General features: G+C 52.2%; 12 protein-coding genes and 1 pseudogene. 6 read left to right on the top strand and 7 right to left on the bottom strand.

Annotated elements, in window-relative coordinates:
• Positions 1-24 precede the first annotated feature (24 nt).
• Complete coding sequence (locus STH12_RS06455) at positions 25-471, bottom strand: hypothetical protein (RefSeq protein ID WP_126166792.1); 447 nt, start codon at positions 469-471, stop codon at positions 25-27.
• Between the two features lie 645 nt (positions 472-1,116).
• Positions 1,117-1,407, bottom strand: a complete 291-nt coding sequence (locus STH12_RS06450) for a hypothetical protein (RefSeq protein ID WP_126166791.1) — start codon at positions 1,405-1,407, stop codon at positions 1,117-1,119.
• 329 nt (positions 1,408-1,736) lie between these two features.
• Between STH12_RS06450 and STH12_RS06445 the strand changes: the two are divergent.
• A pseudogene (locus STH12_RS06445) lies at positions 1,737-2,780 on the top strand (integron integrase).
• A gap of 454 nt (positions 2,781-3,234) precedes the next feature.
• Here the strand turns inward: STH12_RS06445 and STH12_RS06440 are convergent.
• Both STH12_RS06440 and hutH read right to left on the bottom strand, forming a co-directional pair.
• On the bottom strand, positions 3,235-5,235 hold the full coding sequence (locus STH12_RS06440) for a urocanate hydratase (protein ID WP_237158768.1): 2,001 nt from the start codon (positions 5,233-5,235) through the stop codon (positions 3,235-3,237).
• A gap of 27 nt (positions 5,236-5,262) precedes the next feature.
• Complete coding sequence (hutH, locus tag STH12_RS06435; protein WP_126166789.1) at positions 5,263-6,756, bottom strand: histidine ammonia-lyase; 1,494 nt, start codon at positions 6,754-6,756, stop codon at positions 5,263-5,265.
• 204 nt (positions 6,757-6,960) lie between these two features.
• Here hutH and STH12_RS06430 point away from each other — a divergent pair, with 204 nt between their 5' ends.
• Positions 6,961-7,851 (top strand): LysR family transcriptional regulator, encoded by an 891-nt coding sequence (locus tag STH12_RS06430; RefSeq protein ID WP_126166788.1) that lies wholly within the window; start codon positions 6,961-6,963, stop codon positions 7,849-7,851.
• A 76-nt stretch (positions 7,852-7,927) separates the two neighbouring features.
• Here the strand turns inward: STH12_RS06430 and STH12_RS06425 are convergent, their stop codons facing one another.
• Positions 7,928-8,356, bottom strand: coding sequence for an Lrp/AsnC family transcriptional regulator (locus STH12_RS06425; protein WP_126166787.1), 429 nt, complete (start codon positions 8,354-8,356; stop codon positions 7,928-7,930).
• A 153-nt stretch (positions 8,357-8,509) separates the two neighbouring features.
• Here STH12_RS06425 and STH12_RS06420 point away from each other — a divergent pair, with 153 nt between their 5' ends.
• The 4 genes from STH12_RS06420 (at position 8,510) to STH12_RS06405 (ending at position 13,206) form a co-directional block, all read left to right on the top strand.
• Positions 8,510-9,727, top strand: a complete 1,218-nt coding sequence (locus STH12_RS06420; RefSeq protein ID WP_126166786.1) for an aspartate aminotransferase family protein — start codon at positions 8,510-8,512, stop codon at positions 9,725-9,727.
• A 77-nt stretch (positions 9,728-9,804) separates the two neighbouring features.
• Positions 9,805-10,851, top strand: a complete 1,047-nt coding sequence (astA, locus tag STH12_RS06415) for an arginine N-succinyltransferase (protein WP_126166785.1) — start codon at positions 9,805-9,807, stop codon at positions 10,849-10,851.
• Positions 10,848-12,341: a succinylglutamate-semialdehyde dehydrogenase gene (gene astD / locus STH12_RS06410; protein ID WP_126166784.1), complete on the top strand. Its 1,494-nt coding sequence runs from the start codon at positions 10,848-10,850 to the stop codon at positions 12,339-12,341. The genes astA and astD overlap by 4 nt, the downstream gene beginning before the upstream one ends.
• A 61-nt stretch (positions 12,342-12,402) precedes the next feature.
• Entirely contained in the window at positions 12,403-13,206 is an 804-nt protein-coding gene (locus tag STH12_RS06405) for a DUF1338 domain-containing protein (protein WP_126166783.1), read from the top strand.
• A gap of 235 nt (positions 13,207-13,441) precedes the next feature.
• On the opposite strand, the gene STH12_RS06400 is transcribed toward STH12_RS06405, so the two are convergent.
• Positions 13,442-14,029, bottom strand: coding sequence for a cytochrome c3 family protein (locus tag STH12_RS06400; protein WP_126166782.1), 588 nt, complete (start codon positions 14,027-14,029; stop codon positions 13,442-13,444).
• An 8-nt stretch (positions 14,030-14,037) separates the two neighbouring features.
• The gene (locus tag STH12_RS06395) at positions 14,038-14,511 is read right to left on the bottom strand and encodes a nitrate reductase cytochrome c-type subunit (RefSeq protein WP_126166781.1); all 474 of its coding nucleotides are present in this window, start codon (positions 14,509-14,511) and stop codon (positions 14,038-14,040) included.
• Positions 14,512-14,521: the final 10 nt, after the last annotated feature.

The following is a 14,521-nucleotide window of genomic DNA, read 5'->3' as shown; positions in this document are numbered from 1 at the left end:
GAAGCGAACGGTTTGAACCAGTTGTTATATGAGCATGCGCATGAGTTCATGGAGGTAAAGTAAACCTTGCTCTTTGACTTGTTTGATGATTTTAGTTATAGGTTCAATTTTATCAATTACAGAAATAAAGGTTCCTATTACGAGAAGCAAGGTGAGCCAGGACATTTTCTTCTGTATTTTTACCTGCTGTTCTTGTATTGCACGATTAGAATCATTGTTTTTTATACTTTCTTTAGTGATTGTAAAGTAATGGACTCCTTTGCCTTTGATTTTGTACAAAGGGTCTTGGTCGTTTGCGTGAGAGATTTTTTGTATTTCTTTGTCTTCTGCGCATGACTCAAGAATCCAGTCTAATGACTGTGATACTTTTTGATAAATCTGGTAATCGATTATGTAGTGCTTGCCAAATAGCGATTTAGATAATTCACTTTTTCTGAACGTGCCTGTGCGTAGGAATTTATCATCGTTCATTAAGGTTTCGTAAATTTCAAATTTACTTCTAAGTGGGGTTTGTAGTTTCCTGAAAATTATTTTCTGTCTAATTGCCTTCTGAATTTTATGTTTTAGTATTGAAATGTATGCGGCGCGGATTTTCCTTAGCAAGAATAATTTTACTAGTGTACTTATTGAGCAATCCTGATCGCGAAAATTCCAGTGGCCAAAATAATAATTGACGTCAATTCTGGAGTATCTCAGGTACTCCTTAGATAATAGGCACTCCGAAAATTCTGCGTCTTCTCTAGATTTCTTTCTACCAGCAAGAATTCCGCCCCAACGCGCTGCATTTTTATTTGGCAGAAACTCAAATTTTACTCTTAACGCCCCTCTGTTTTTCTTGGGGATTTTCTTTATTTCTTCATTTGTTGCATCAGGAATGTAGATTCTGACTTCATAGAAGTCATTCTTTTTGGCCTCGTCGGAGGTGAGCGAGAAACGATCTGGGCAGATATGTTTTGAGAAGTAACTTATTAGAAAGTACCTCAGGTGATCCCTAAATCTGTTCAGAGTCCGGCCTCCATGTATGAACTGCTCATATAACGCTTTGTTAAGAGGCTGGCGCGACGCGCCAGTCCCACGGAGCCAGCCTCGGCTGGCGGAGTAAACTTGAGCAACTTGTTATATGCCAATAGCTGTAATGCAACGACTAACAGTTTTACACACCTCATTGTCATCTTTATTCTCAGCTAATGCTTGATTAAGTTCTGATAAAACTAAACTTTTTAACTCTTCTGGAATTTGACCTTCATCTTCGTATAGTAGCTCATCATGATCATCAAATCCTTCGTGATCCCTCAAAGATAAAGTAAACCCTTTTGATTCATCTTCTGGGTCAACAAATATAAATATGGTACTCCCATCATCATAACCACCACAAAAATCGTAACCTGCAAATTTGTAACCTGACATCGAATCGTTACTCCTCGGCATATAACATTTTAATAATGAGAATGCTCATTTATTACCTCTGACCAGTGTAAAGCGAGCATGTGAATTTTCTTAATAATTATTAAGTTACGTCATTTTGTCCAGATAAATTTACGATGAAAATGAGCATTCTCGTTATCTCCCTGGATGCTGGCACATTATCTCGCGACAATTGAGATATAACCCAATGATTTACATAGCAATATTATTTTTAATGGTTGGATAACCCAACTGCTTATCGGATCAATTCTGACTTGAAATCGCCAAAATCTCGATAATACTGTATTTATATACAGCACTTGGAGATCGCCATGAGTAAGAGTCCCTTTCTTCGCGCTGTCAGTGATGATATGCGTCTACGCGGATATAGCTTACGTACTGAACATGCTTATCTGCATTGGATCAAGCGCTACATTCTCTTTAACCATAAACGCCATCCGGAAACCCTTGGCAAAGAAGAGATCGCGGCATTTTTAACTTATCTTGCGGTTGAACGCCATGTTGCAATTAATACGCAAAAAGTGGCGCTGAACGCTTTGGCGTTCTTATACCAAAAGTTTTTGCGTATCGAGCTGGGTGACCTCGGCTTTTCGCTGGCGACTAAGCAACGGCATTTGCCTGTGGTGCTGTCGGCAGTGCAAGTCGCGAAAATTATTGCACAACTTGATGGTGCAGCATCTCAGATTGTTCAAATGCTTTACAGCAGTGGCTTACGTGTTTCCGAGTGTCTGCGCTTGCGGATCCAGGATGTGGATCTGGACAGACTATGTGTCACTGTGCGCGACGGCAAAGGCAATAAAGACCGGCAAACCTTGCTCGCGGCATCCTGTATTCCATGGCTGCAGTTGCGGATATCCAGCAGTTTTGCCATTCAGCAAAAAGATAATGCGCTTGGGGTGGGTCCCTCTTTGCCACATGCACTTGGGCGCAAATATCCTGGTGCTTTTCGCAGCCCTGCTTGGATGTTTATATTTCCGAGCACGACGCGGTGTGCACATCCCGTAACAGGTGAACTGTGTCGTCACCATTTACATGAAAGCTTGGTGCGAAAGGCGCTCTCTATCGCGGGACAAAAAATTGGACTCTGTAAGAAAATCAGCTGCCATACCTTTCGCCATTCATTTATAAAATACTTCCCTGTATTTCCCCTTCGGGCCAGCGGAGCTGTTCAAATTCAGTCCCGCTGAATTTGTGCCACTCACTTACTTCAGGCCGGTTACGATATCCGTACCGTGCAGGAGTTATTGGGTCATAACGATGACGCTTTTCAATAAGAAAGTACCACGCAGATTTATACCCACGTTCTGGGTCAGCACTATGCCAGCACCGTCAGTCCGCTCGATAGACTGCCGTAAGTGCATAGATTAAAACAGTAGCTGGGTAATTGGCATGGCTACCGCAGGGGCGAGACTGTGTTTGCGTCGTCCTTTGCTTAGAAATTCCATTTTAATTACAACATCTTTGCAAATGTTTGACGCCTTAGGCAAGCGTTAATATAGGGGATGATACACGATTAAATGCAGATGCTACGTCGACAAGGGGTTTTGGTGCTGGTGCATAGGGTCCGAACACCAAGGGGCACTGGCGGCATCAGCCCGTTAATTCCTTTGTTATCCAGTCGCGTGCACTTTCGCCTGGCTCCCACCATCAGGCCGCTAATGGCAATCAAACTCAAATCAAATGCAAATAAAACAGATAAGTGAACAACAAAAAACGCCCACAGGGGGCGTTTTTTTGTTTGAGAGACTTAGCTTGCACAATGTTCAGCCAGTCTTTAATGCCTGACTCGCGCAGCAGCTCCAAAGGGCCTTAAAACTCAAGGCCGTTGATGATGTCGTCGTCTACCAGATTGGCCAGGGTCACCTTGAGCTTGGGCGTACGAGCCATTTCGCGTTTGATGGCGAAATTGGCTTCTTCGTTGCGGGCCCAGCTGCGACGGGCAATGCCGTTATTCACATCGAACAGCAGCATCGATTTTAAGCGGCGCTCCGCAGCTTCAGTGCCATCGAGCAGCATGCCGAAGCCACCGTTGATCACTTCGCCCCAACCTACCCCGCCACCGTTGTGGATGGACACCCAGGTAGCGCCGCGGAAGCTGTCGCCAATCACGTTATGAATGGCCATATCGGCGGTAAAGCGACTGCCATCGTAGATGTTGGAGGTTTCGCGGAACGGTGAGTCGGTGCCGCTCACGTCATGATGGTCACGGCCGAGCACCACAGGGCCGATTTCGCCGCGATTGATGGCATCGTTAAAGGCCTTGGCGATTTCCATCCGGCCTTCGGCGTCGGCATAGAGAATACGCGCCTGTGAACCCACCACCAGCTTGTTTTCTTTGGCGTCTTTAATCCAGGTGATGTTGTCCTGCATCTGCTGCTGAATTTCTTCCGGCGACTGGGCCATCAGCCGCTCCAGCACCTCGGCGGCAATGGCGTCGGTACGGTCGAGATCGGCACTGTTGCCCGAAGTGCACACCCAGCGGAACGGGCCAAAGCCATAGTCAAAACACATGGGGCCCAGAATATCCTGCACGTAAGATGGATACTTAAAGTCGATGCCATTGGCTGCCATCACATCGCCGCCAGCGCGGGAAGCTTCAAGCAGGAAGGCGTTGCCATAATCGAAGAAGTAAGTGCCCTTGGCGGTATGGCGGTTAATGGCCTCGGCGTGGCGCTTGAGGGTTGCCTGCACCTTGGCTTTAAATAGCTCAGGCTGTTCACGAATAAGGCGGTTGGACTCATCGAAGCTTACATCCACCGGATAGTAGCCGCCGGACCAGGGATTGTGCAGCGAGGTTTGATCTGAGCCAAGGTGAACAAAAATATCATGCTCGTCAAAGGCTTCCCATACGTTTACCACGTTGCCGATAAAGGCGATGGATACCACTTCTTCGTTGGCCTGGGCCTGTTTAACCCGCTCAACCAGTGCTGGCATATTGTCGATAAGCTCATCCACCCAGCCCTGCTCGTGGCGCTTGGTGGCGGCCTTGGGGTTCACCTCGGCGCACACTGTGATACAGCCAGCGATGTTGCCCGCCTTGGGCTGGGCACCGCTCATGCCACCAAGACCGGCGGTCAGGAAAATCTTGCCCTTGGGGCTATCGCACTTTTCCAGCACCTTACGGAAACCGTTCATTACCGTGATGGTGGTGCCGTGCACAATGCCCTGGGGGCCAATGTACATAAAGGAACCTGCGGTCATCTGGCCGTATTGGGTTACACCCAGCGCATTGAAGCGCTCCCAGTCGTCGGGCTTGGAATAGTTGGGGATCATCATGCCGTTGGTTACCACTACCCGCGGCGCATCCACCGAGGATGGGAACAGCCCCATGGGGTGACCCGAGTACAGGTGCAGGGTCTGATCCGCTTCCATCTCGCTTAAGTACTTCATGGTCAGGCGATATTGGGCCCAGTTCTGGAACACAGCGCCATTACCACCGTAGGTGATCAGCTCTTCAGGATGCTGGGCTACGGCTGGGTCGAGGTTGTTGTCAACCATCAGCATGATGGCGGCAGCCTGCTCACATTTGGCCGGATAGTCGGAAATGGCGCGGGCCTTCATGGCGTATGAAGGCTTGAAGCGGTACATGTAGATACGGCCAAAGTCATTGAGTTCTTTGGCAAACTCTACCGCCAGTTCCTGATGCCACTCGGCGGGGAAATAGCGCAGCGCGTTACGCACGGCCAGCTGTTTTTCGGCTGGGGTGAGGATGTCTTTGCGCTTGGGCGCACGGTTGGCCCCCGCCGGATAAGGCTTTGGCGCAGGCAGCTCACTTGGGATCCCCTGCTGGATTTGTGCGTGAAAAGTCATCTGAGTATCCATTCTGTGGTGCCTCCCTCAGTTCACAATAAAGGCCTGGGCTTTCACCAGGGCAATGATGGCGTCGATATCGGGCTTGAGCAATCTGTCTTCTTCAAGCTTGGCCACTTTCTCGCGAATAAGGGCATGGTTTTGCTCAATAATGTCCGAGCAGCGGTTGGGGCGGCGGAAATCAATGGCCTGGGCGGCATACATAAGCTCAATGGCGAAGATTTTCTCAAGGTTGCCCAAAATCTGATTGAGTTTACGACCTGAGATACTGCCCATGGACACATGGTCTTCCTGGCCCATGGAGGTTGGCACACTGTCGGCCGATGGCGGGAAGCACAGGGATTTGTTTTCGGTAACCAGCGCTGCGGTTACGTACTGGGGGATCATCATGCCGGAGTTAAGGCCGCCGGAGGTGGTTAAAAGGCGAGGCAGACCGTGCAAACCTTCGAGCAGCAAATAGCAGCGGCGATCGGCGATGTTACCCAGCTCAGCCGCAGCAATGGAGGTGTAATCCAGAACCATGGCCAGAGGTTGGCCGTGGAAACCGCCACCGGAAATGGCTTCTTCGCTGCTGATAACGATCGGGTTGTCGGTGACCGAGTTCATCTCGATTTCGGCCAGTTCCTTCAAATGATTGAAGGCATTGCGTGAGGCGCCGTGTACCTGGGGGATACAGCGCAGCGAGTATGGATCCTGCACCCGGTCGCAATCTTCGTGGGAAGCCATGTTCTCAGAGCCAGCAAAGAACTTGCGCATGCGGGCGGCTACTTCAATATTGCCGGCAAAGGGGCGGATTTCATGCAGTTCGGCGCGAAATGGCGACTGACTGCCCTGCATGCCTTCAATGCTCATGGCGCCGGCCATATCCGCCAAATCAAGCAGATACGCCATCTTGGTCAGCGCGGTAATGGCATGGGACAAAATAAACTGGGTGCCGTTAATCAGTGCCAGGCCTTCTTTGGCGTGCAGCTCAAGCGGTGCAAGGCCATTGGCCTTCAGGGCTTGGGCGGCAGAAACTATGCTATCGCCCTGCCAGAACTCACCTTCGCCAATCAGCGGTAAAAAGAGGTGCGACAGCGGCGCCAGATCGCCCGAGGCGCCCACAGAGCCCTGCTCCGGTACCACAGGAATAAGATCAAGGGCAATAAAGGCCAGCATGCGCTCAACCACTTCCAGGCGAATGCCGGAGAAGCCCTGGCTCAGGGCGTGTACCTTGGTGATCAGCATCAGCTTGGAGATGGACTTGGCAATGGGTTCGCCCACGCCCACCGCATGGGTGATCAGCAGGTTTTTCTGCAAAAGATGGGTTTCGGCCGGAGAGATCTGAGTGTCGCACAGAGGGCCAAAACCGGTGTTGATGCCATAAATGGCCTTGTCGGATGCGGCCATCACATCCACGTTATGGCGGCTGGCGTTGATCTTGTCGATGGCTTGCTGGCACAGCTCGGCCTGAATACTGCCGTTGGCAATGCCGTTTACGGTTTCGAGAGTGAGATGGTCAACACCATATCTAAAACGCATCTTTGGCTCCTAACAATTTGTTTTATCGTTTTTATTTGTGGGTAAAGCCCTTGGTTTACCCCTATTGCCATCATGCTAGCTTGCCGATGAAGTTTTATAAATGCACAATAACCGTAATTCATTCCGGATTTATCGAACTATTGTCTGGCAGGTTTGTTTTCAACTGAGCAGCATTCGATAGACAGCCACCACAGGAAGGCATAAGTGCAGGTTCATGACGTCGATTTAAAGCTGCTGAGGATATTCGTGGCCATTGTTGAGTGCGGCGGCCTGTCGGCGGCAGAATCCCGGCTCAATATTGGCCGCTCCACCATCAGTGCACACCTGTCGGATTTGGAAGTGCGCCTCGGCATAAAACTGTGTAAGCGCGGCCGCAGCGGCTTTGAACTGACAGAGTCTGGCCGGGTAACCTATCAGGCATCGTTGGAGCTGCTGCAGCACTGCGACGCCTTCGCATCCACTGTGGCCAGCGCCAAGCAGGAGCTGGCAGGCCGGGTCAGCATTGCGGTAATTGATACTTTGGTGAGCGACCCACGTTGTGACATTGCCGGAGTGATTGCGGCGCTCAAAGCCAAAAGCAACCATATCCAGTTTGATATCAACGTGTGTGAAGCGCGGGAGGTGGAAACCTCTGTGGTTAACGGCCGCTCTTTGGTGGGAATTGGCGTAAGCCGTCATCATTTGCGCGGGCTGGATTACCACCCACTGCACAACGAAACCAACTACTTGTATTGCGGTGTCGGTCATCCACTGTTTGACTGCAACCCAGACAAGGTGCCTGCGCTGCTCCAAAACGCCGAGGTTATTACCAGTAACTATATGCGCGACAAAGAGATGCGTAACGACGACCTCAACTATCAAAACACCGCCACCGCCTACCACGATGAAGGCATTGCCCATCTTATTCTATCGGGCAAGTTTATCGGTTACCTGCCGGAGCACTACGCCAGCCACTGGGTCAATAAGGGGCTGTTTAAAGCGATTTTGCCGGAAAAATACTGCTACCAGATTCCAGTGGTACTCATTACCTCAAAAAGCAATGCCGCTACACCACTGGCAACGGCGCTGATTGATGAGATAAAGCGCCGCCATTAATCAATGGCCTAAATAGCAAGCCGAATCAGCGCACTCAGTAGCTAAACAGCTCTGTCGCCTGGGTACAGAGTCGCCATCAGCGCTTGAACTTGGTTTCCAGAATAACCGACGAGGTGGTGCGCTCTACCCCATCAAGATTACCAATATCATCCAGCAGGTGACTGAGCTGCTCTGTGGTCTGCGCCTGCACCACGGCAATCAGGTCGTACTCGCCGCTGATAGCGTACAACTCGCTGATCCTGTGCATCTTCTTTAATTCTACATTGGTCTTGGTGGTGAATTTCTGCTTTACCTTAATTGCCACATGAGCCGATACCAGGTGGCTGGTATAAGCCTCACCCAGCTCAACGCCGTAGCCTTTTATCACACCGGTTTGCTCAAGCCGGGCAATGCGGGTCTGCACGGTCGAGCGGGATAAATCCAGCGCACGGGCCAGATCCGATACGCTGATGCGGGCATTATTTTTCAGCAGCGCCAGCAGCCGCTCGTCCTCTTTGCTTATCATTTTGATAAATCATTCCGTTATTTTGCAAATATCACCGAACATATTGTTAATAACGCTGCTGCAAATTGCAACTTCTGCTCAATATAATACAGGGATAACTAAAGAATGGGCCTTGAGCCCGACGATAAAACAATACAAAAACAGAGGCTTTGCATGCATATCAACAGAAGTTTATTCGATGAAGTGATGGTTCCCAACTACGCGCCATCCCCTATCATTCCGGTAAAGGGCCTGGGGTCACGCCTGTGGGATCAGCAAGGCCGCGAGTTTATCGATTTTGCCGGTGGCATTGCCGTTAACTGCCTGGGCCATTGCCATCCTGCACTGGTGTCTGCCCTCACTGAACAGGCACAAAAACTGTGGCACCTGTCCAACACCATGACCAACGAGCCTGCGCTGATGCTGGCCAAGCAGTTGGTGGATAACACCTTCGCCGAGAAGGTGTACTTTGCCAACTCGGGCGCCGAAGCCAACGAAGCGGCCCTCAAACTGGTGCGCCGCGTGGCACTGAACAAGTTTGGCGCTGATAAATCGCAGATTATCGCCTTCAAACAAGGCTTCCATGGCCGCACCCTGTTTACCGTATCCGTGGGTGGTCAGCCAGCCTACTCCGATGGCTTTGGCCCCAAGCCCGCCGATATCGACCATGCCGAATACAATAATCTCGACAGCGTGAAGGCACTGATTTCCGATCGCACCTGCGCCGTGGTACTGGAGCCGCTGCAGGGCGAAGGCGGCATCATCAATCCAACCCCAGAATTTATCAAGGGCGTGCGCGAGCTGTGTGACCAGCACAATGCGCTGCTGGTATTTGATGAAGTACAAACCGGCGTTGGCCGCACCGGCGAGCTCTATGCCTATATGGGCCTGGGCGTGACACCGGATGTGCTGACCACCGCCAAAGCCCTTGGCGGCGGCTTCCCCATCGGCGCCATGCTGACCACCACTGAACTTGCCAAGCATCTGGTGGTGGGCACCCATGGCAGTACCTACGGCGGCAACCCACTGGCCTGTGCCGTGGGTCTGGCGGCCTTCAACACAGTGAATACTCCGGAAGTGCTGGATGGCGTAAAAGCCCGTGAGCAGCTGTTCCGCGATGGTCTCAATGCCATCAACGACAAGTACCAGGTTTTCACCGAAGTGCGTGGCAAGGGTCTGCTCTTGGGCGCGGCGCTCAATGCCGACTACGCCGGCAAAGCCCGCGACTTTATGCTGGCCGCCGCCGAAGAAGGTGTGCTCTTGCTGATGGCCGGTCAAAACGTGGTACGTTTCGCCCCTTCTCTTATCATTCCTGAGGCAGACGTTCGGGAAGGCCTGGCGCGTTTCGACGCCGCCATCGCCAAATTGGTTGCCAGGCTTAACGCCGGTTAAGCCCCTAGGCACTTGTGCGAACAGGCGATTGGGCACTTAGCCCTTTCGCCTTCCACACAAACCAAGAGAACCGAATTATGTTACTTATCCGTCCTATACAGGGTTCGGACTTCCAGGCGCTGATGACCATGGCGCGGGAATCCGGAGCAGGTTTTACGTCCCTGCCCCTTTGCGAGCGAAAACTGACCCAGAAAATCGCCCATTCTGAAGCAAGCTTTGGCGCCGATATCGATGCGCCCGGCGAGCAGGGCTATCTGTTTGTGCTCGAAGACACAGACACCGGCGAAATCCTTGGTGCTTCAGGTATCGAGGCCTCGGTTGGCCTTGGCAGCCCGCTGTATCATTTCCACAAAAGCACCGTGGTGCATCAGTGCAAAGAGCTGGATATTTTCAATCCGGTGGAAGTGCTGACGCTGGGCAACGATTACACAGGCGTGACCGAAATCTGCACCCTGTTTTTGCGCGAGCCTTACCGGGTGGGCCTTAATGGCCGCTTCCTGTCCAAGGTGCGCTTTATGTTTATGGCCGAGCACCCCAAGCGCTTCGCCAAGCTGGTGATTGCCGAGATGCGCGGCGCCGCCGATGCCGACGGCCAGCCTCCCTTCTGGGGCTGGCTGCGGGAAACTTTCTTCAATATGGAATTTTCCAAGGCCGATTACCTGATTGGCGTGGGCAACAAGGGCTTTATTGCTGACCTGATGCCGCGCTACCCCATCTATGTGGATCTGTTGCCAAAAGCCGCCCGGGATACCATAGGCCAGGTGCACGAAAATACAGTTCCTGCTCTTAAGCTTTTGGAAAACGAAGGCTTTATGCATCGCGGCTATGTAGACCTGTTCGATGCAGGCCCCACGGTGGAAGCCCAGCTTAAGCAAATCAAGTCGGTGCGCCAGAGTCACAGGGTCAAGGTGGTGATAAGCCACAATCCGGCCGAGTTAAAAGGTGAATTCCACCTCGCGGTGTGCAACTGCGACAGTAAGGAATTTCGCGCCACCGTCAGCGATGAATGTCGCCTCGATACCGAAACCCACAGCATTGTAATGAGCCCGGCCATGGCCGATGTGCTCAATGTCACCGAGGGTGATTTGGTGCGCTACTTAAATCTCGACAAGGGGGCCAAATGAGCTCAGTAATCGACAATGCTATTCAGGCCAAGGGCCAGTTTATTGATGGTGCCTGGCAAGCAGGCCGTGGCAAAACCTTCCATTCTGTTAATCCGGCAAATGGCGAGGTTATCTGGTCAGCCAATGGCGCCAACGCCGAGCAGGTTGATGCCGCCGTTAAGGCTGCCCGCGCCGCCTTTTACAGCTGGTCTGCCCTGCCTCTGGCCGAGCGCTTGGCCATCGTTGAAGCCTTTGGCGCGCAGCTTAGCGAAAACAGCGAAGCCATGGCGCGCCTCATTGCCGAAGAAACCGGTAAGGCGCTGTGGGAAAGCCGCACCGAAGTGGCCGCCATGACAGGTAAAATCGCCATTTCCATTAAGGCACACAGCGAACGCACCGGCACAGTGGAAAACCCGATGCCGGGTGCCCGCGCCTTTATCCGCCATAAGCCCCACGGCGTGGTGGCCGTATTTGGCCCCTATAACTTCCCGGGTCATCTGCCAAACGGCCATATAGTACCGGCGCTGATTGCCGGGAACACTGTGCTGTTCAAACCCTCGGAACTGACGCCCAAAGTGGCCGAATTTACCGTAACGCTTTGGCAAAAAGCAGGATTGCCTGCGGGTGTAATCAACCTGCTGCAGGGCGAAGTGGAAACCGGCAAGGCGCTGGCGGGCCATCCGGGTATCGATGGTCTGTTCTTTACCGGCAGCTCAAACACCGGCCATTTGCTGCATCAACAATACGCAGGTCAGCCAGGTAAAATTCTGGCACTGGAAATGGGCGGCAATAACCCGCTTATCGTTAACAATGTGGCCAATATCGATGCTGCAGTGCACGACATCATCCAGTCGGCCTTTATCTCCAGCGGCCAGCGCTGCACCTGTGCAAGGCGCCTGTTTATCAAAAATGACGCCAACGGCGATGCGATTGTGGCCAAACTGCTCGAAGCCACTGCCAACATCAAGGTGGGTCAGCCCTTCGCCGACGCGCAGCCCTTCTACGGCGCCATGATAAGTGCCAGGGCCGCGGCCGCCATGGTTAAGGCTCAGGCTGATATTCAGGCACTTGGCGGAGTATCCCTGATTGAACTGACCCAGCCCGACCCGGCGCTTGGCTTTGTTACCCCAGGGATTATCGATGTCACCCAGGCTGCCGCCCTGCCGGACGAAGAACACTTTGGCCCGCTGCTTAAAATCTACCGCTACAACGACTTCGATGCTGCCATAGATGAAGCCAATAACACCGCCTTTGGCCTGTCAGCCGGGTTGCTGGCCGATGCTGAAGCCGATTATGAGCACTTCTATCGCCGCATTCGCGCCGGCATTATCAACTGGAACAAGCCCATCACAGGTGCTTCCAGTGCCGCGCCCTTTGGTGGCATAGGCGCCAGCGGTAACCACAGGGCCAGCGCCTACTATGCAGCCGATTACTGTGCTTACCCGGTGTCGTCAGTGGAAGCCAGCAGCGTCAGCCTGCCGGCAACCCTGAGCCCAGGGCTTAGCATTTGATTTAATTTAACTAAACCAGACCTACACGTACCACACGTTAGCATTAGCAGGATAAAAAACGATGCACACCCAGATTAATGAACTCTTCTCCAACCTTTGGCAGGACTATGTGTCTGTGACTCCTTCTGCACAGAAGATCCACGCTCTGCTTGGCTCTTCACAGCAGGATGACGTGCAAAACGACCATATCGCGCTGCGTACCTTCAATATCGAGAAGATTAACCTGGAAAAACTCGCTGCTCACTTTCTGGCCCTGGGCTATGTGGAGTGCGGCGAGTATCACTTCGAAACCAAAAAGCTTTATGCCAAACACTTCGAGCATCCCGACGCCACTCAGCCCAAGGTGTTTATCTCTGAGCTGCTGTTGGAAAAGTGCTCTCCTGAGCTGCAGGCCACAGTGCACAAGCTGGTTGAGCAAATCGATGTCGCCGCCGTGACTGCCGATAACTTCCTCTACTCCGGCCGTCACTGGAATATCGACCAGGCCACCTACGAAACCCTGCTCAAAGAAAGCGAGTACGCCGCCTGGGTTTCGGTGTGGGGTTTTCGCGCCAACCACTTCACCGTATCGGTAAACGCCCTGAAAAACTACGAAACTCTGGCGTCTGTGAACGATGCGCTCAAGGCCGCGGGTTTTGCGCTCAACACCTCTGGTGGTGAGATCAAAGGTAGCGAAGAGGTAAAACTCAAGCAGTCTTCAACGCTGGCCGACGAAGCCGTAGTGGAGTTCACCGACGGCAAACGTATGGTACCAAGCTGTTTCTACGAGTTTGCCCGCCGCTTCCCACAGGAAGATGGCCGCCTGTATCCAGGCTTTGTAGCGGCTTCCGCTGACAAGATTTTTGAGAGCACCAACGCCCGTTAAGTAAGACGCTTAATGACAAAAGCCCGGCCAATTGGCCGGGCTTTTTGTTGGCAACGCTGGAGTTGGCTCAGATCTCCAGTGAAGGCGCAGGTGACTGAGCGACTGGCTATTGATTTATTACTGAGCCTTTGACTTAGCCACTGACAAATGAATGTTCAACGGTATAGAACGCTTTGGAAAGACATAAAAAAACCGTGGCGAGCCACGGTTTTTTACTTACACGGAGAGATACGGTTTACCAGCCTTTGACGCCGGACATGTCAGGCAGGTGGTGAGCAATCCCCTTGTGACAGTCGATACAGGTCTTTTCGCCGTTCGCCAGTGAGGTGGAGTGCATTTGCGCTGCCCTCGGTGACTGGCGGGTAAAGTCCATATAATCAAAGTTGTGGCAGTTACGGCACTCCAGCGAATCGTTCGCCTTCAAACGGGCCCACTCGTGCTCTGCCAGCTCGCGGCGCTTGGCCTCAAACTTCTCACGGGTGTTGATGGTGCCGAACACCTTGCCCCACACTTCTTTGGATGCCTGCATCTTACGGGCAATCTTATCGGTCCAGTTATGTGGCACGTGGCAGTCAGGACAGGTAGCCCGCACACCGCTTCGGTTGGTGAAGTGGATAGTCGTCTTCAGCTCTTCATAGACGTTGTTTTCCATTTCGTGACAACCGATACAGAAAGCTTCCTGGTTGGTGGCTTCCAGAGCGGTGTTAAAGCCCCCCCAGAAGATCACGCCGGCCACAAAGCCACCGAGGGTCAGAAAACCAAGGCTGTAATGCACACTGGGTTTTCTGAGGGTTTGCCATACTTTTTTCAGCTTATCCCACATAGCGACTCCTAGTGTTTGGCCTGGGTCTGCTCAGACTTCAGCAGGTGGTCAAGGTCAATAAACTCATTGTCAACCAATGGCTTGGCATCAAGCTGCGGCACGTGACACTGAACACAGAAGTAACGGCGTGGTGACAGCTCGGCCAGGAAGTTGTTATCCCTGTCCATGTAGTGAGTCACGCTCACCATGGGCGCCTGAGACTCGCCGGTACGGGTACGGGCGTGGCACGACATACACTTGTTCACCTTCAGATCCAGCTGGTAACCATCAATCTTGTGAGGAATGACCGGTGGCTGCATCGGATAGTTACGGGCCTCTTTGATGTCTTTGTTCATCACCTTCTGCATCGCAGGCGGCGTGACTTCCACATTCAGCGGTGCCTGACGCAGGGTCGCGATTTTCTCATCAGACACTGTGCTGGCGTTGGTCATACAGGCGAAGGCAACCAAGGCAAGCGCAGAGAGTGTTTTCATTGTTTTCATGGTTTGTCTC

Source organism: Shewanella khirikhana, assembly GCF_003957745.1.
Lineage (GTDB): Bacteria > Pseudomonadota > Gammaproteobacteria > Enterobacterales > Shewanellaceae > Shewanella > Shewanella khirikhana.
The sequence above is the reverse complement of the archived record's forward strand: the minus strand, read 5'-3'. Positions and strand labels throughout refer to the sequence as shown.